Genomic DNA, 16,746 nt, shown 5'->3' with positions numbered 1-16,746 from the left:
TCGGGGCCGAGGTGTTCGACGCGGGCGGGCGCAGGTTCACACGGCGGTGTCGGGCCGGGCGGTGCGCGGGCCGAGCCGTGCGAACGCGTTCTGCAGGGCCGTGCGCAACGGCCCGCTGGGCGGCGGTCCGTCGACGCTGTCGACGAGACGCTGGGCGATCTCGCGCAGTTCGATGTTGGTGTGCCGCGACACGTCCACCAGGACCTGGAACGCCTCCTCGTGGGTGCAGTCGCCCATCGTCATGACGATGCTGCGCGCGAGACCGATCACCGGGCGGGTCTCGAACGTGTGCCACAGGACGGTCAGTTCCCTCTTGAGCGCCTTCTCCGCGGGCACCGGGGCAGGGACGGCTTCCAGAGCCGCCCGGGCGGCGTGGTACTGGGCGGCGTCCGAAGCGTGCCAGGACCGGTCGTCGTGTTCCCGGTGCACGGGAGCCTCGCTGTCCGCGGTGATCGGATCCGCGGCAACGTTGTCCGCGGTGATCGTGTCCACGGCAACGAGGTCCGCGGTGATCGTGTCCGCGGTGATGGTGCTGTCGTCGTTCGTCGTCATGACTCCGGCCCTTCTGACCAGTCTGCCGACGGCCCCGGATGCGCTCAGGGGGCGGTCGGCGGCCCGCCGTTCGGACGTGCTTCCTACGTGTTTCCCTGTTTCTGCCGGTTTGAGGCGGTGGCGGGTGATGTTGATGCCGGATGGCCGCCGGACGGGCCGCGAAGCGGGGCGGGCGGTGACGGAGGGGTGCCGTGGGGCGCGGCGGCCGCGGCGCCCGGCCGGCCCCGGGGCACGCCCCTAGGGGCGCGCGGGGAGAAACCCCGACACAAGTCGGGGGAGTGCTCTGCCGCTCGGGTGACGCGCGCCGGGGGCGCCGCGCGGTGGAATCGAACCGACGGTCCAACCGCTCCCCGGAGGCTTCCCCGTGACCACCCGTACGCGTTCGCTCCCGCGCCCGCACCGCCCGATGATCGCGGCCTTCGTGCGCTTCGTCGTGTGCGGCGGCGGAGTGGGGCTGGCCTCTAGCGGGGTGCTCCTGGTGCTCCACGAGCGGATGCCGCTGGCCGTGGCCAACGCTCTGGTCACCGTCGTCGCCACCCTGATCGCGACCGAACTGCACGGCCGGGTGTCCTTCCGCAGCGAGCGCGGCGGCTGGGCGGTCCATCTCCAGTCCGGTCTCACCGTCCTGGTGAGCTACGCGTTCACGACGGGCGCGCTGCTCGGCCTGTACGCCCTGCGCCCCGAGCCCTCCGTCCTCACCGAGCAGGCGGTCTACCTCACGGCGTCGGCCCTGGCCGGCATCGGCCGGTTCGCCGTCCTGCGGCTCGTCGTCTTCGCCGACCGCCCCGCTGACGCCGCCGAACCGGCGCTCAGCAGGGGGGCCGTGGCGATCGCGGCGTAGCTCCGGTCCACGACGCGCGTGTGCCGCCCCTCGTCGGCCGGGGGCGGCACACGCGTTCAGTGCGGCAGTGCGGTCGGTTCAGCGCGGCGGCGCGGTCAGCACTCGCGCAGGCCGGGCGCCGGGTCCACCGACGTGTGGACGTCCACGGCGGGCATGTTGCCCCACTGGCCGTTGTCCAGCTGGGTCCAGTACCAGATGTTGTTGCCGCCCGAGTGGCTGTCGCCGCGGCCCCAGCACTGGAACCAGCTGAACGTGGTGTTCATCTGGCCGCGCACCGCCGAGGAGTACGACCGGTGCGCGTAGCCCTTGGCGCCGGCCCGGTTCCCGCAGTACAGCTTGCCGTCCGAGCGGACGCCGCACTCGGCGGCCGGGCCCGCGGGCGCGGCGGCGGCGGGCACGGTGGCACCCGCCAGACCGGCCGTCAGGGCCGTCGCGGCGACGGTGATCGCGAGCTTCTTGGCCAGGGTGAGCTTCAGGTGCGTGGTCATCTTCGTTCTCCTTGAGGTGTGATGTGTGTGGTGCGTGTGGTGTGTTCGGTGGCAGGTGCGTCTAGGGGCAGGTGGGCACGCCGTCGAGCCAGGCCGGGCCCTTGATGTAGATGTTGGTGATCCACGCCCTGTGGTCCGGCAGGTAGGACCAGGCGTCGTTGGTGATGCCTTCGGCGGTCACGGACTGGGCGTGCTTCTGGCACTCGACCCGCACGGACGTCGGGCCGGCGAACCTGTGCACCCGGGCGCTCGTCGTGGACGCCTCGGCGTGCGTCCACACGTCCGTGCCCCACGTGCTGAACGTCCCCTGACGGGGGGCTCCGTCGATGCGTACGGCGCCGAAGTAGTCGCCTCCGGTGCGGACGTCGCTGACCATGATCCGGGTGCCGGACTGCCTCGCCTCGACCATCTTCCCGGCGCCGAGGTAGATGGCGATGTGGTGGACCTTGCGGGCGTTCCCGTACACGATCAGGTCGCCGGGAACCAGCGGCCCGGTGCCCTCCGCCGCGCCGAAACGGGCCGTCGCGTGCGGGCTGTTGTACTGGCTGTGGGCGTTGCCGCCGAGGATGTCCCGCCCGGTCGCCTCGGCGTAGGCGTAGCGGACCAGCCCCGAGCAGTCGAAGCCGCGCCGCTGCGGGTCGTGTTCGCTGGCCGGGTCGGTCGGGTCGACCGTCCCGTACGTCGGCCCCGGGACCGGCCCGTGACCGCCGCCCCACGAGTACCAGACGCCGATCTGCGCACAGGCGGTCCGTACCGCCTTCTCGGCCGCCGCCGACGCTCCGGGCGCGAGTACGCCGCACCCTTCGGCGGCGGCCGCCGCCGCCTGGGAAGCGGCGGCCCGAGCGGGCTGTGCCGCCGCCGGCCAGGCGACGAGCGACAGGGCGACGGCTGTCGCCGCTGCTGCCGCTCTTCCTCGTTTGGGCATGTCTGAGTCCCCGTTCGTCTTCGTCGGTCAGGACTGCCGTGGTCGCCTTGAGGCGGTTCGCGGAGTTCGGCCCGTTCGGCCGGTTCTACCTGTTCGACCCGCTCGGTCCGGCCCTTCGAGACTGGGGCGCGCGGCCCGCGTCTGTCGAGGACTCAGATGTCTCCCGGTGCGACAGGAAACGGGAAACGCTCCGGGAAACGGCTGCGACGTCGGTGTTCCACAGCCGCACGGTGCCGTCGTTGCTGCTGCTGACCACCGTCCGCGTCCGCGGATCGAAGACGACGCCCCACACCGCGCCGCTGTGGCCGGTGAGCGTGGCGGTGAGGCGGTGGCGCGCGGTGTCCCACAACCGCACCGTGCCGTCACTGCCGCTGCTCGCCAGCGTCGCTCCGCCGCCGGCCGCTCCGCCGGGGTCGAAGGCGACTGCCCGCACCGCGCCGCTGTGGCCGGTGAGGACGGCGCTCTGCCGGTTGCGCGCGGTGTCCCACAACCGCACCGTCCCGTCGTTGCCGCTGCTCGCCAGCGTCCGTCCGTCCCGGCTGTACGCCACACCGCGCACCGAACCCGAGTGTCCGCGCAGCACACCGCGCGCCCTGCGGGCCGCCACGTCCCACAACCGCACGGTCAGGTCGTCGCCCCCGGCCGCCAGCGTCCCGCCGTCCGGACTGAACACCACCGCGTTCGCGAAGTCCTGATGGCCCGTGAGGGTGGTGAGGAGTCTGCGGCGGCGTACGTCCCAGAGCTTGACGGTACGGTCGGCGCTCGCTGAGGCGAGGAGGTGCCCGTCGGGGGAGAAGGTGACGCCGAAGACGGAACCGGTATGACCGGTGAGGGTGGTGAGGAGTCTGCGGCGGCGTACGTCCCAGAGCTTGACGGTACGGTCGGCGCTCGCTGAGGCGAGGAGGTGCCCGTCGGGAGAGAAGGTGACGCCGAAGACCGAACCGGTGTGGCCCGTGAGGGCGGCGAGGGGCGCCCGGCGGCGTGCGTCCCACAGCTTGACCGTACGGTCCACACTCGCCGACGCCACGATCCGGCCCTCCGGCGCGACCGCCGACTGCCAGACCTCCGCGAACGGACGAGCCGTCAGGGCCGACCGGTCCAGGTCCCACAGCACCACCGTCTGGTCGAAGCCGGCCGTCGCCACGAGATTGCTGCCGCTGACGGCGACCCCCAGCACATAGTCGGTGTGCCCCGCCGGCGTGGCGGTCACCCGGTGGCTCGCCGTGTCCCACACCTTCGCCGCGCCCTCCCCGCCGGCGCTCACGACGGTGGCCCCGTCCGCGCCGAACGCCACCGCGTTCACGTCGTCGCCGTGGCCGGTGAGCGTGGCCCGGGCGCGGTGGCGGCGTACGTCCCAGAGCCGGACCGTGCGGTCCGCGCCGCCGGACGCGACGCTGCGTCCGTCCGGGCTGAACGCGAGCCCCAGTACGCCGTCGGTGTGCCCCCGCAGCGTGAACGGCCTCCCGCTTCCCGCCACGTCCCAGAGCCGGACCGTCCGGTCCGAACCGCCGGACGCGACGCGGCGGCCGTCCGGGCTGACGGCGACCGCGTACACGGTGTCCCGGTGGCCCCGCAGCGTCGACCGCACACGCCGCGCCGGCACGTCCCACACGCGCACCGTGCGGTCCGCGCCGCCCGACACGAGGGTCCGCCCGTCCGGGCCGAAGGCGACCGACCGCACGGCCCCGCCGTGGCCGAGCAGGGCCCCGGCCGGCTGACGGTCCGCCGTGCGCCACAGCCGTACGGTGCCGTCCGCGCCCGCCGAGGCGATCAGCCGCCCGTCCGGGCTGAACGCCACGGACAGGACCGGGCCGCCGTGGCCCGTCAGGGTGTCCACTGCGCGGCGGTGACCGGCCCCGCCCCACAGCCGGACCGTGCCGTCCGAACTGGCCGACGCCAGCAGCGCGTCGTCGGGGCTGAACGCCACGCTGTTGACCGGGCCCGTGTGCCCGGCGAGGCGGCCCGCGAAGTGCTGCGCCTGCGTACTGAGCAGCGCGCCGCGCGCCTCGGTGGTCGGCGCCGTGCGGTACGCCTCGGCCGCCAGGCGCATCGACGCCTCCGGCTGCCCCGACGCCAGCGCGCCGGACCGTACCGCCATCGCCTGGGACTGGGCGACCCGGCGCTCGTCGACGGCGCGGGAACGCTGGTGGAACGCCGTCCCGCCCGCGAGGAGCGCCAGCACGAGCAGCGCCCCCAGCAGCACCAGCAGCCTGCGGTGGGTGCGGATCCGGCGCCGCTGGGCCTCCCTCCCGGCCACCTCCTGCGCCCGGCTCGCGTCGAGGAACTCGCGCTCGTACGCGCCCAGTTCCTCGCGTCCGTCGGCCTGCTCGGCCCACTCCCGCACGGCGGCGAGCCGCGTCCCCCGGTACAGGAGCCCGGGGTCGCGGTCCTCGCGCACCCACTCGGCGGCGGCCTCGGCGAGCTGCTGGTGGATGAGCAGCCCGGCCCGGTTGGTGCCGATCCAGCCGCGCAGCCGGGGCCACGCCCGCAGCAGCGCCTCGTGGGTGATCTCCACGGTGTCGCTGTCGACCGTGACGAGCCGGGCCCGGACGAACGCGTCGAGCGCCGTCTCCACCGCCCGCCGGTCGGGCGATTGCTCCAGCAGCAGCCCCCGGCTCGCCCTGCGCCGGGTCGCCGCGTCGCCGCCGCCCGCTTCGGCGCCGCCGTCCCCCGCGCCGACCTGAACAAGCCGCACGAGCACCCGCCGCGCCATCGCCTGCTCGGCGGGGCGGAGCCGGGTGAACACCGCTTCGGCCGTCCGCGCGATCGCGCCGTGGATGCCGCCGGTCGTCTCGTAACCCGTGACGGTCAGCGTGCTACCGGTGCGCTGCTGCCAGGTGACCAGCAGGGCGTGGGCGAGCAGGGGCAGCGCGCCGGGGGAGGCGGGCGCGAGGTCGTCCGGGCCGACGCCCCGGCCGACGCCGCCGACGCCCACGTCTCGCAGCAGCAGGCCCACGAGACCGGGCTCCAAGGTCAGTCCCGCGCGCCGGGCGGGGAGCGTGATGGACTCGCGCAGCTCGGCGCCGGTCATGGGGCCGAGCGCGAACAGTCCGTGCGAGAACACGGCCGCGAGCTCCGGGTGGTCGAGGCACCGGCCGCTGAAATCGGCCCGTACGCCCAGCACCACCGCGGCCGGGGGAGGTTCACCGCCCGGCCCGCTGTCCGGCCCGCCGGGCGAGGCGCGGGGGATCGCGAGCGCGGACAGCGCCGCGACGAACGCGCGCCGCTCCGCCTCGTCCGCGCACAGGGTGAACGTCTCCTCGAACTGGTCCACCAGCAGCACCAGCCGACGCGTGCCCAGCACCGGGCGCAGGACCTCGGCCAGCCCTTCGGGCCGCGCCGGCAGCGACTCGGGGGTCACCGTGATCCCGGTCCCCAGCGCACCGGTCACGCACCGCAGCAACTCCTTCAGCGGGTGCGCGGTGGGCGTGCACACCACCACCGGCCAGCCGCTCGACCCCTCGACGGGCAGGGCGCCACGCCGCAGCGCGGGCACAAGCCCGGCCCGCAGCAGCGACGACTTGCCGGCTCCGGACGAGGCGACGACCGCGAGGGGCCCGCTGCCGATGCGCTCGGCGAGCCTGCCCACCAGCTCGGCCGTGGCCCGTTCACGGCCGAAGAACCACTGCGCATGCTCGGGGCCGAAGGCGGCGAGACCCCGGTACGGGCACACGGCGTCGGCCGGATCCGGCAGTCGCTGCGACACCGGTGACGACGATGACGAGGGTGACAGCGGTGACAGCGGTGACAACGGGGACGGCGGTGACGAGGACGGTGCGGCTGACGCGGACGGCGAGGGTGACGGCGGGCGGCGCGCGGGCGGTACGTCGGCGACGAGGCGCAGCAGGGCGCCGCCCGCCTCCAGCGCCTCGTCGCAGCGCCTGGCCACGTCCGGCGTGGGCGGTTTGCCACCGTTCTCGATCTTGCTCAGGTAACCCTTGCTGTAGTGGATCGACCGGGCCAGCGCCGTGAGCGAGATGCCCCGCTCGCTTCGCAGACGCCGCAGTTCTTCCCCGAAGGAGCGTGCGCCCCGGACCCCGTCCATGCCGGGCACCGTACAGGCCGATTACGAGCAGTTTCCTTACGTAGTCATGCCTTTGCCTGAATTCTGTCGGTCTTGGCTTGTCCGCGTCCCGGCCGGGGTAAGGGGCCGGGCCGGGCCCCCGGGGCGTACAACCGCCGGCGCCAGCAGCGCACCCATCCCGCACAGCATCGGCTCGACGGGAAGCGCGCCACGACGCACTGGCGCTCGGCCGCCGACCTCCAGCGGCTGCACCCGGACGTACGAGTGGACCCGGACGTGCTCCACACCGACGAGGACGGCGTCCTCACGGCGGTGGGCGTCGCTTCGGGCATCGACCTGTGCCGGCACATGATCCGCGGTGACCACGGTTCGCGGGTCGCCAACGAGGTGGCCCGCGGCACGGTCGTCCCGCCGCACCGCGACGGCGGCCAGGCGCAGTACATCCCGCGCCCCGTCACCGCTGCGCGCCGGTCCTCCACCGCACCCGCCCGCACCTGGGCGCTGGAGCACCTGGACCGCCCCGTGAGCCTGCGCGGCCTGGCCGACCGCGCCGCGATGAGCACACGCACGTTCTCGCGCCGCTTCTGCGAGGAGGCGGGGCAGACGCCCCTCCAGTGGCTCACCGCGCAGCGCGTCGACCGCGCCCTGCGATCTGCTGGAGGAGCCGGACCTGCCGGTCGACCGGGTGGCGGCGGCGGTCGGCTTCGGTACGGCGGTGTCCCTCCGCCGGCACCTGCCCACGGCGCTGGGCGTGTCGCCGAGCGCGTACCGCGCCACGTTCCGGGGAGCGGCGGCCCGGGGGAGCGCGGGCGGGCCGGCGACGGATGCCGACGGGCGCGGTCCGGCTTAGCCTGGGAGGGCCCGATCCGTACGCGCGTACTTCCCCCGTACCACGAGGCGAGGAGCCAGTCGTGAAGCCGGACGCCAGCATCTCCTACCAGCAGGTGGTCTTCCGGGACCGGGCCGCGGGGTACGCGTTCCTCACCCGGTCGACGGCCACCAGCGAGAACACCATCGAGTGGGACGACGGCAACACGTACCCCGTCGTCGATGTCGAGATCTCGTCGGAGAGCCACCCGTTCTACACCGGCAGGGCACGGACGGTGGACACGGAGGGGCGGGTCGCGCGATTCGAGCGGCGGTACGGGCAGGAAGGGCAGGGCGACGGCGATGCGAGCGGGCAGGACGGTTCAGCCGGCCGGGGGCAGTAGTCCGCGCAGCCGCCGGCCGCGGTTCCCCGGCTACATGTCCTCCAGTTCCCCGTCGAGGCCCTCGAGCTCCTCGAGTTCCTCGTCGAGGCCCTTGAGCTCGTCGTCGTCCTCCTCGTCGTCGGAGGCGTCCGGATCGACGTCCGGCTCCTCCTCGGACAGGAGCTGGTCCAGCGACTCGCCCCGGTGCGCCTCCTCGGCGGTGTTGCCGAAGAACTCCGCGGGCGACCAGTGCTCCGGGGGCGCCAGCCCCGCGTCGAGCGGGTCGTACTCCAGGTCGTCGCTCTCGAGTGTGTCCTGCGCGTCGAGCACGCCGTCGTCCTCGGGAGGAACCGTGTTGTCTTCGCTCATGTCCCACTCCGTGCCTCGTTCGGCCCGATGGGGTTGCCCCACATTGCCCACGCTCCCGCAGGCGGCGGCCCCTCGCATCCGGAACGGGAGAACGACCGGTTTCCCGGATGTTCACCGGATGCGCCGCGGGTATGCGGGAACCAGAATGCCGACTGATCGACGAAACAAGGAGGCGGTATGAGCGAGGAATCCGTTGCGAGGCCGAAGCCGTCGGAGGTCACCCCCGACAGCCTGCTGCACACCGGCGCCACCGACGACGTGACGCCCGAGGACCTGGTGCTCTCCTCCGGGCGCGACGTGACCCCGGCGACTCTGGAGTGGGCGCGGCGCCGGCTGGAGAAGGAGGGCCGAGCGGCGATCGACACCCAGCTTCCTTAGAACAGTCCGACGCCACACCCGCACTACGCACCGCGCCCCGCACAGGCCGTCCCGTGCGGGGCGCGGTGCGGGTGTGGGCCGCCCGACCCCGGGGGGAGCCCTGGAGCGGGCCGGGCGGCCGGTCCGGCGTCACGGGGCCGCTGCTCCGGTGACGCCTCTGCGCGCGGCCTGCCCTGTCGGCGTGCCCGGCGGCATCCGTACGGCCGACCGCACGGATGCCCCGGAACCGCGGGCCTGCCGCCGTCCTTCGCGTGACCACCTTCGGACCGGCTCCGGGGACCGGGCAACTCGCATCGTTCGTGCGTCGTATCGTCCGTGGCATGGACGTGGCACGACAGCCTTCGCAGGACGCCGGACTGACCACCGGGGCGCTCGCCCTGCGGCTGGGTGTCGCACCGACGACACTGCGGTCCTGGGACCGGCGCTACGGACTGGGACCCGCCGACCGCGAAGGGGGCAGGCACCGGCGGTGGAAGCCCGCCGACGTGGCCGTACTGGAGCGCATGTGCCGGCTCACCGCGAAGGGCGTCGCCCCGGCGGAGGCCGCCAGGCTGGCCCGTACCCCGGACGGCGGCGAGTCCCGGCGGCCTCCCCGTCCCGCCGCCGTGCCGGTGCCCGGCCCGCGCACCGGCGGCGGGCCGTCGGCGCACGACGCGGGCCCGGGCCCGGCGGTGGTCACCGGCGTACGGCCGGACAGGACCCGTCCGGCGGACGGGCCCGACCCGGCGGACACGGCGAGGGTGGCCCGGGGCCTGTGCCGGGCCGCCGTACGGCTCGACTCGCCCCTCCTCGACGCCCTCCTCGCCGCCACCGTCGCCCACCGCGGCCTGGTGGCCGCCTGGGAGGACGTGATGACGCCCGCCCTGCGCGCCATCGGCCGCACCTGGGCCGCGAGCGGCGACGAGGCGGCCGAACGGTACGTCGAGGCCGAGCACCTCCTGTCGTGGCACATCTCCTGCGCCCTGCGCCGCCCCCCGCCCCAGGAGCCCGCGTACGGGCGCGACCGGGCGGATCCGGCCGACGGCCGCCCCGTCCTGCTCGCCTGCGCGCCCGGTGAGGGCCACACCCTCGCACTGGAGGCCCTGGCGGCGGCCCTGGGCGAACGGGGGACGCCGGTGCGGATGTTCGGGGCGGCGGTGCCCGTCGGCGCCCTGACCGAGGCCGTACGCAGGACGGGGCCCTCCGGTGTCGTCCTGTGGTCCCAGACGCGCCCCACCGCCGACCGCACCCTGCCCCGTCTCCTGCGCGCCACGGCCTGGGGCATCAAGGGGGCGCGCACCCGTCCCGCCGTACTGGTGGCCGGGCCCGGCTGGAGCCGTACGCGCCCCACGGAGGGCGTGCACCGGCCGAAGGGCCTGGGGCACGCCCTGGAGCTCATCGAGTCGGTGCGGGGCGGCTGATGCCGGGCGCGCCGGGCAGCAGCGAACTGCGGCCCTCCCGCCAGGCGTCCAGCACGTGCTGCTCCCAGCGGGACTCCAGCAGCACGCTCGCCCGGATGCCGAAGGCCACGTCAGCGGCGAGCTCCGGCTCCCTGGCGAGCAGGTCCCCGATCACGTCCCGGCGCATCACCTGCTCGTGCACCGCGTCCGCCTCGACGTGCTCGGTGAAGAACCGGGTGCACTGTTCGCCGGCGCCCAGCCGCTCCAGCGCCTTCGCCATCCGGCGGGCGCCCGGCGGCGAGGTGATCTCCAGGGTCGCGAAGTTCCCCACCATGGCGCCGCGCAGGGCACGACGCAGACCGAACAGCGACATCGCGTTGACGGGAGCGAGGGTGACGGCGGGCGCGAACTCCAGGTACAGCCCGTAGCGCGCGTCCAGCCCCGCCCCCTCCATGAGGTCGGCGAACAGCCTGGCGTGCACGTGGGCCCCGCGTCCGGCGCCGAACTCGTCGTACTCGACGGCCACCAGGGACGCCTTCGCCTGACCTTCGAGGCGGGGAATCACCCACGCCTGCGGGTCCGCCTCCTTCAGCTGGTACAGCGACCGGTGCGCCAGGTACTCGCGCATCCGCTCCCAGGTGCCGTCGTGCATCAGCTCGTGGGACACGCCGTGGCCCTCGACCGGCTCGACGAGCAGCGCGTCGAGTTCCGCGTCCACGTCGTCGTCCGCGCCGCCGGGGTCCCCGGCCGACGCCGCGCGCAGCGCACCCAGGAACGCGACCTCCATGGCCCCGCGCAGCCGCAGCAGGTCCAGGTCCCACTCGCGCGTGTCGGGGACGCCCCGGAAGCCCCGGTAGTGCGGTTCGTACGCCAGGTACAGGGCGAGCTGGAGATCGTCCCCGAAGGGGTCCGCGGAAGCGGCCTCGTCGAGAAGCGGCCCGGCGTCCGGGGGAGAGCCGAGCAATATGTCCCGGACGGCCCCGGACAGGGGCCCGCGCGAGGGGGGCAGCTCAGCGACAGCTGTCATTTGTCGTCGTCCTCGAAGTCGTCGATCTTTGCCAGGGGACGTACGGCGGGTCCCTGGAGCACCTCGCCGTCGACGCCGAAGCGGGAGCCGTGGCACGGGCACTCCCAGGTGCGTTCCCCGTCGTTGAACCGCACCAGGCAGCCCAGGTGCGTGCACCGGGCCGACAGTGCGTGCAGTTCCCCCGCGTCGTCGCGGTGCACCGCCACATGACGGGCGCCGCTGCGCACCACCGCGCCACTGCCGGGCGCGATCGCCGATGCGGGCCCGCTGCCCGTCACGAACGGCAGCCGGTCGCCCACGAAGTGCCCGGCCGCCGCGGCCTGGAACCGCAACAGGGCGGGAGCCTCCTTGACCGGCTGGAGGCGCACCGGGTCGTACAGGTCGGTCCAGGGCAGCTTCTGCCCGGTGATCCGGGCGGCGAGCAGCTTGCCGGCCATCACGCCGCTCGCCATGCCCCAGCCGTTGAAGCCGGCCGCCACGTAGGCGTGGCGCGCGCGGGCGTGGAGCGCGCCGACGAACGGCACGCCGTCCGTCGGTTCGTTGTCCTGGGCCGCCCACCGGTGGGTGAGCCGTACGTCGGGGAAGCGCCGCGTGGTCCACTGTTCCAGCCGCTCGTACCGTTCCTCGACACGGCCCGCTCCCGGGGTGAACTTCTCACCGGTCACGATGAGCAGCCGTTCCCCGTCGCCGTACGGAGCCGTCCGCACGGAACGGGTCGATCCCTCGGGCGTGAGGTACATGCCCCCCGGGTCCTGCGCGGCCGGGATCACCCCGGCCACCACCAGCTCGCGGTGCGGTTTCAGCCGGGCGAAGAGCAGCGAGCGGTCGAAGACGGGGTAGTGCGTGGCGACCACGACGTCGCGGGCCGAGACCGTGCGCCCGTCCTCGGTCGTCAGCCGGCACGGCTCGCCCTCGCGCAGCCCGACGACCCTGGCCCCCTCGAAGATCTGCCCGCCGCGCCGCTCCAGGTCGGCGGCGAGGGCGTACAGGTACTTGCGCGGATGGAACTGGGCCTGTTCCTCGACGCGTACCGCGCCCGCGACGGGGAACGGCAGCCCCGTCTCCTTCACGAACGATGCGGGCAGCCCGGCGGCACGCGCCGCCTCCGCCTCGGCCTCGACCGTGGACGCCTCGGAGGGCGTCTCGGCGTACGTGAACGCGGGGGTGCGTTCCAGGTCGCAGTCGATCCCCAGCTCCTCGCACACGGCCACCACGTGGCCGATGGCGTCCTGCTGCGACCGCGCGTACAGGGCCGCCCCCTCCGGGCCGCGCGTGCTGCGCAGCCGCTGGTAGGCGACTCCGTGCAGGGCCGACAGCTTGGCCGTGGTGTTGCCGGTGACGCCCGCGGCGATACGGCCCGCCTCCAGCAGGGCGACGCCCTTTCCGGCCCGCGCGAGTTCCCATGCCGTACAGATCCCGGCGATGCCTCCGCCGATCACGGCCACGTCCACGTCGAGCCCGTCGGGCGGCGGGGGGTGCGCCTCGGCGTCGCCGTATTCCATCCAGTACGAAAAGGGGCGGGCGGGGACATCCCTCATTTGCTGCTCCTTACGGCAGGGGCCGTTATGACCAGGGCACTTTGAGGTACCCCCGTCCCATGCGCCTACTCAGACCACCTGGTGTCTACGCCCCACTGGAAGACACCGAACTGCTCGCACGGGTGACGCGGGAGGAACCGCGGACGCTCGGCGCCGATGTGCTCGACGTCGGCACCGGCACGGGTGCGCTCGCTCTGGTGGCCGCGGAATGCGGCGCCGCGAGCGTCACCGCCACCGACCTGTCGCGCAGAGCCGTCCTCGCGGCACGGCTGAACGCCCGGCTGCGGGGACACCCGATCCGTGTACGCCGCGGGGACCTGCTGACCTCGTTCGCGGGGGAGAGCTTCGATCTGATCCTGTCCAATCCACCGTACGTCGCCTCGCCCGGCGACGTACCGGCGAAGAGCGCCGATCTGACCTGGTGGGCGGGTGTGGACGGGCGGGCGGTGCTGGACCGGCTGTGCGTACAGGCGCCGCCGTTGCTGAGGCCGGGCGGTGTGCTCCTGGTCGTGCACTCGGCGCTGTGCGGCGTGGGCGCCACCGTGGACGCCCTGAACGCTCAGGGGCTGCGGGCCGAACCCGTGGCCCGGGAGACGGTGCCGTACGGCCCGGTGATGCGGCGGCACGCCGCGTGGCTGGAGACCCGGGGTCTGGTGGACCCGGGCGAGACGAAAGAGGAGCTGGTGGTGATCCGTGCCAGGCGAACCTGATTCTTCCGAGACGCGGGACGCGCCCCCCGCCCGGCGGGTCGTCGTCGATCCCCAGGGGCCGGTGCTCGTCGAGGGGCCGGTGGAGATCACGCTGGCGGACGGCACGACCGCCCGCTCCGACCGGTTCATGGTGGCCGTCTGCACGTGCCGCCGCAGCCGCAGCTACCCCTGGTGCGACACCAGCCATCGCCGGCGGACGGTTGCCCGCCGGGCGTCCGGGTACCCGACGGACTCCAGCGAACGGACCGTCACATCGACGTCGGGAGGGACGATGACAACCGCACGCCAGATCATGGCCAAGGGCGCGGAGTGCGTGGGCGAGCAGGAAACCCTCGCGGACGCCGCCCGGTTGATGGCGCGGCTCGGCGTGGGTGCGCTGCCGGTCTGGGGAACCGACGACAAGCTCAAGGGCATGGTCACCGACCGCGACATCGTGGTGCGGGCGCTCGGCGCGGGCAAGGACCCGCACACGACGAAGGCGGCCGAACTCGCTTGCGGCGATGTGGTGTTCGTACAGGCCGACGACGACGTCGAGCAGGTGCTCCGTACGATGACGCGCCACAAGGTGCGCAGGGTCCCGGTCGTCGACGAGCACCGCCTGGTCGGCATGATCGCCCAGGCCGACGTGGCCAGGGCGCTGCCCGATCCACGGGTCGGAGAGCTCCTGGAGGCCCTGTCCACCGACTGACCATGGGAGACATTCTCGTGGGCACCTGCTCGTGGACCGATCCCGCGCTGGTGTCCAGCGGCTGGTACCCGCCGGGGGCCAGGGGGGCCGAGGGGCGGCTGCGGCACTACGCCACCCGGTTCCCCGTCGTCGAGGCGGACAGCACCTTCTACGCGCTGCCTTCCGAGCGGGTCAGCGCCCTGTGGGCGGAACGCACCCCCGAGGGCTTCCTCTTCGACGTGAAGGCGTTCGCCCTCCTCACCGGGCACGGGGCCCGGGTGGGCGCACTGCCGGCGGCGCTGCGGCCGACGGGCCTCGAACCGACCGCGTGGGTCCGCAGCTCCCGGATGTCGGCCGGCGCGGTGGAAGAGCTGTGGGAGAGGTTCAGGGCCGGCCGCGCGCCGCATCGCGAGGCCGGCCGGCTGGGCAGCGTGCTGTTCCAGTTCTCGCCCTGGTTCCGCCCGGGAGCCCGTGCGCAGGCGTACATGGAGGAGTGCGCGGAACGTACCGGGGCGCCGATCGCCGTCGAGTTCAGGCACCCGCAGTGGCTCGCACCGGACCGTGTCGCCGAGACGACGCGGTTCCTGCGCGAACGGGGCATGGCACTGGTGGCCGTGGACACCCTTCAGGGACTGCCCGATTCGGTGCCGCCCGTCGCGGAGGCGACGGCGCCCGGGCTCTCCGTCGTGCGGTTCCACGGACGCAGCCCGCACTGGGGAACCGGCACCAAGGAGAGCAAGTACCGGCACCACTACACCCGCGACGAACTGGAGGGCTGGGTCCCGCGCGTCCGCGCGCTCGCACAGCGCGTGGATCAGGTGCACGTCCTGTTCAACAACTGCTGTGCGCGGGCGTCGGTCGACGCCGCCGAGACGATGTCCGGCCTGCTGGCGGACCTGCCGCACCCGCGCGGCGGCCACGACGGGGCGTCACAGACCCTTCCGGATTCTTGAAACACGTTCTAGTGTGTGCGCCGCCGTAGGGACTGCGACACCCCGGAGGGCCCGTGCACCTCGCATACACACCTGAGCAGACGCGCCTGCGCGCCGAACTGCGTGCGTACTTCGCCGAGCTGGTACCCGACGACGCCTACGCCCGGTACGCCGAACCGGCGGCCCAGAAGCGCTTCTACCGCGCCACCGTCCGCCGCCTGGGCGCGGACGGCTGGCTCGGTGTTGGCTGGCCCGAGGAGTACGGCGGGCGGGGTCTTTCGCCGGTGGAACAGTTCATCTTCTTCGACGAGGCCGCGCAGGCCGGTGTACCGCTGCCGCTGATGGCCCTCAACACCGTGGGCCCGACGATCATGCGGTTCGGCACGGAGGAACAGAAGGCGTACTTCCTGCCCCGCATCCTCGCCGGCGAGATCGACTTCGCGATCGGCTACAGCGAGCCCGACGCGGGCACCAACCTCGCCGCCCTGAAGACCCGCGCCGTACGCGAGGGCGACGGGACGACCGGACACTACGTCGTGAACGGGCAGAAGATCTGGACCACCAACGGGGACACCGCCGACTGGGTGTGGCTCGCGGTCCGCACCGACCCGGACGCGCCTCCCCACAAGGGCATCACCATGCTGCTGGTCCCCACGAGCGACCCCGGCTACTCGTGCACCCTCATCAACACCCTCGCCTCGCACGACACCACGGCGAGCTACTACGAGAACATCCGCGTTCCCGTCTCCCGCCGCGTCGGCGACGAGCACAAGGGCTGGCGGCTCATCACCAACCAGCTCAACCACGAACGCGTCACCCTCGCCGCCCACGGCACCATGGCCATCCGCGCCCTGCACGACGTCCAGCGCTGGGCGGCGGGCACGAAGCTCGCGGACGGGCGCCGCGTCATCGACCTCGGCTGGGTGCGCGGCCGGCTCGCGAGGACCCACACCAGACTCGACGCGATGAAGCTCCTCAACTGGCAGATGGTCTCGGCCCTCCAGCACGCCACGCTCACCCCGCAGGACGCCTCCGCCGTGAAGGTCTACGGCTCCGAGGCCCGCCGCGACGCCTACGCCTGGCTGATGGAGGTCGTCGGCGCGGCCGGACCGCTGAAGGAGGGATCGGCGGGCGCGGTCCTGCGCGGTGAACTGGAACGCGGCTACCGCAGCGCGGTCATCTTCACCTTCGGCGGCGGCAACAACGAGATCCAGCGCGAGATCATCTCGTGGATCGGCCTGGGAATGCCGCGCGTACGCCGCTGACGTCGGGGCGGCGCACGGCCCCGGGCGCGCGGGCGGGTGTCCGTACCGCGCCGGGTGCGCCCGCGGCGACGACGCGGGCGCGGAGTCGTCAGGCGGGCCGGACGGTGATCGCGCACAGGCGCCGTCGCCAGGAGGACGTCGTTCTCTCCGAGCGAGGGCAGGACCTGGGAGATGCAGTCGAGGAAACGGGCGTTCGGGCTCACCACCAGGACATCCTCCTCCGCGGCGCGCGGGAACGCGTACAGGACATAGGCCGCCCGGTGCAGTTGCTGGACGAGGGCCGGTACGGCCGGTGTGGGGAAACCGGCGAGTGGGTGACGTGCGACAAGGCCGGCGAGGAGACCAAGAGCCGGAACCGCCGCTGAGCGACGCGGCAGGCCGTTCGCTTCGCAAACCTCCGGTGCGCCCGTCACTGCCGCCGACGCGTGGCCGGCTGGGTGCATGCCGCACTGCCTCCCGCG

General features: G+C 73.8%; 15 protein-coding genes and 2 pseudogenes. 10 read left to right on the top strand and 7 right to left on the bottom strand.

Annotation, left to right across the window (positions count from 1 at the left end; all coding sequences use genetic code 11):
• Window positions 1–36: 36 nt before the first annotated feature.
• Window positions 37–552 carry an ANTAR domain-containing protein gene (locus ACWGH0_RS17555; RefSeq protein ID WP_453405037.1) on the bottom strand — a complete coding sequence of 172 codons (516 nt, stop codon included), beginning with the start codon at window positions 550–552 and terminating at the stop codon, window positions 37–39.
• A 364-nt stretch (window positions 553–916) separates the two neighbouring features.
• On the opposite strand from ACWGH0_RS17555, the gene ACWGH0_RS17550 reads away from it, so the two are divergent.
• Window positions 917–1,393, top strand: coding sequence for a hypothetical protein (locus ACWGH0_RS17550; RefSeq protein WP_453405036.1), 477 nt, complete (start codon window positions 917–919; stop codon window positions 1,391–1,393).
• Window positions 1,394–1,488: 95 nt separating this feature from the next.
• On the opposite strand, the gene ACWGH0_RS17545 is transcribed toward ACWGH0_RS17550, so the two are convergent.
• The 3 genes from ACWGH0_RS17545 to ACWGH0_RS17535 all read right to left on the bottom strand — a co-directional run bounded on the left by ACWGH0_RS17545 (window position 1,489) and on the right by ACWGH0_RS17535 (window position 6,851).
• Window positions 1,489–1,881 (bottom strand): hypothetical protein, encoded by a 393-nt coding sequence (locus ACWGH0_RS17545; RefSeq protein ID WP_453405035.1) that lies wholly within the window; start codon window positions 1,879–1,881, stop codon window positions 1,489–1,491.
• A 61-nt stretch (window positions 1,882–1,942) separates the two neighbouring features.
• Window positions 1,943–2,806 (bottom strand): C40 family peptidase, encoded by an 864-nt coding sequence (locus ACWGH0_RS17540; protein WP_453405034.1) that lies wholly within the window; start codon window positions 2,804–2,806, stop codon window positions 1,943–1,945.
• Window positions 2,807–2,891: 85 nt separating this feature from the next.
• Complete coding sequence (locus ACWGH0_RS17535) at window positions 2,892–6,851, bottom strand: nSTAND1 domain-containing NTPase (protein ID WP_453405033.1); 3,960 nt, start codon at window positions 6,849–6,851, stop codon at window positions 2,892–2,894.
• Between the two features lie 171 nt (window positions 6,852–7,022).
• Here ACWGH0_RS17535 and ACWGH0_RS17530 point away from each other — a divergent pair.
• Together ACWGH0_RS17530 and ACWGH0_RS17525 are read left to right on the top strand one after the other, a co-directional pair.
• A pseudogene (locus ACWGH0_RS17530) lies at window positions 7,023–7,680 on the top strand (helix-turn-helix domain-containing protein); the annotation flags it as partial.
• 61 nt (window positions 7,681–7,741) lie between these two features.
• Window positions 7,742–8,041: a type B 50S ribosomal protein L31 gene (locus tag ACWGH0_RS17525; RefSeq protein WP_453405032.1), complete on the top strand. Its 300-nt coding sequence runs from the start codon at window positions 7,742–7,744 to the stop codon at window positions 8,039–8,041.
• A gap of 30 nt (window positions 8,042–8,071) precedes the next feature.
• Here ACWGH0_RS17525 and ACWGH0_RS17520 read toward each other — a convergent pair whose 3' ends face one another.
• The gene (locus tag ACWGH0_RS17520; protein WP_453405031.1) at window positions 8,072–8,389 is read right to left on the bottom strand and encodes a hypothetical protein; all 318 of its coding nucleotides are present in this window, start codon (window positions 8,387–8,389) and stop codon (window positions 8,072–8,074) included.
• A gap of 177 nt (window positions 8,390–8,566) precedes the next feature.
• Between ACWGH0_RS17520 and ACWGH0_RS17515 the strand changes: the two genes are divergently transcribed.
• Window positions 8,567–8,767, top strand: coding sequence for a hypothetical protein (locus tag ACWGH0_RS17515; RefSeq protein ID WP_453405030.1), 201 nt, complete (start codon window positions 8,567–8,569; stop codon window positions 8,765–8,767).
• 320 nt (window positions 8,768–9,087) lie between these two features.
• Complete coding sequence (locus ACWGH0_RS17510; protein ID WP_453405029.1) at window positions 9,088–10,167, top strand: MerR family transcriptional regulator; 1,080 nt, start codon at window positions 9,088–9,090, stop codon at window positions 10,165–10,167.
• Here ACWGH0_RS17510 and ACWGH0_RS17505 read toward each other — a convergent pair.
• Window positions 10,142–11,173 (bottom strand): iron-containing redox enzyme family protein, encoded by a 1,032-nt coding sequence (locus tag ACWGH0_RS17505; RefSeq protein WP_453405028.1) that lies wholly within the window; start codon window positions 11,171–11,173, stop codon window positions 10,142–10,144. The genes ACWGH0_RS17510 and ACWGH0_RS17505 overlap by 26 nt on opposite strands.
• Window positions 11,170–12,711, bottom strand: a complete 1,542-nt coding sequence (locus ACWGH0_RS17500) for an FAD-dependent oxidoreductase (RefSeq protein WP_453405027.1) — start codon at window positions 12,709–12,711, stop codon at window positions 11,170–11,172. The genes ACWGH0_RS17505 and ACWGH0_RS17500 overlap by 4 nt, the downstream gene beginning before the upstream one ends.
• A gap of 59 nt (window positions 12,712–12,770) precedes the next feature.
• Between ACWGH0_RS17500 and ACWGH0_RS17495 the strand changes: the two genes are divergently transcribed.
• The 5 genes and pseudogenes from ACWGH0_RS17495 (at window position 12,771) to ACWGH0_RS17475 (ending at window position 16,285) form a co-directional block, all read left to right on the top strand.
• Window positions 12,771–13,421 carry a HemK2/MTQ2 family protein methyltransferase gene (locus ACWGH0_RS17495; RefSeq protein ID WP_453405026.1) on the top strand — a complete coding sequence of 217 codons (651 nt, stop codon included), beginning with the start codon at window positions 12,771–12,773 and terminating at the stop codon, window positions 13,419–13,421.
• Window positions 13,405–13,599, top strand: a pseudogene (locus ACWGH0_RS17490) (CDGSH iron-sulfur domain-containing protein); the annotation flags it as partial. The gene ACWGH0_RS17495 and the pseudogene ACWGH0_RS17490, both read left to right, overlap by 17 nt.
• A 93-nt stretch (window positions 13,600–13,692) precedes the next feature.
• Complete coding sequence (locus ACWGH0_RS17485; protein ID WP_453405040.1) at window positions 13,693–14,109, top strand: CBS domain-containing protein; 417 nt, start codon at window positions 13,693–13,695, stop codon at window positions 14,107–14,109.
• Between the two features lie 2 nt (window positions 14,110–14,111).
• Entirely contained in the window at window positions 14,112–15,041 is a 930-nt protein-coding gene (locus ACWGH0_RS17480; RefSeq protein ID WP_453405025.1) for a DUF72 domain-containing protein, read from the top strand.
• A 53-nt stretch (window positions 15,042–15,094) separates the two neighbouring features.
• Window positions 15,095–16,285: an acyl-CoA dehydrogenase family protein gene (locus tag ACWGH0_RS17475; RefSeq protein WP_453405024.1), complete on the top strand. Its 1,191-nt coding sequence runs from the start codon at window positions 15,095–15,097 to the stop codon at window positions 16,283–16,285.
• The last annotated feature ends 461 nt before the right edge of the window (window positions 16,286–16,746 follow it).

The organism is Streptomyces sp. NPDC054887, from assembly GCF_053610585.1.
The sequence above is the reverse complement of the archived record's forward strand: the minus strand, read 5'-3'. Positions and strand labels throughout refer to the sequence as shown.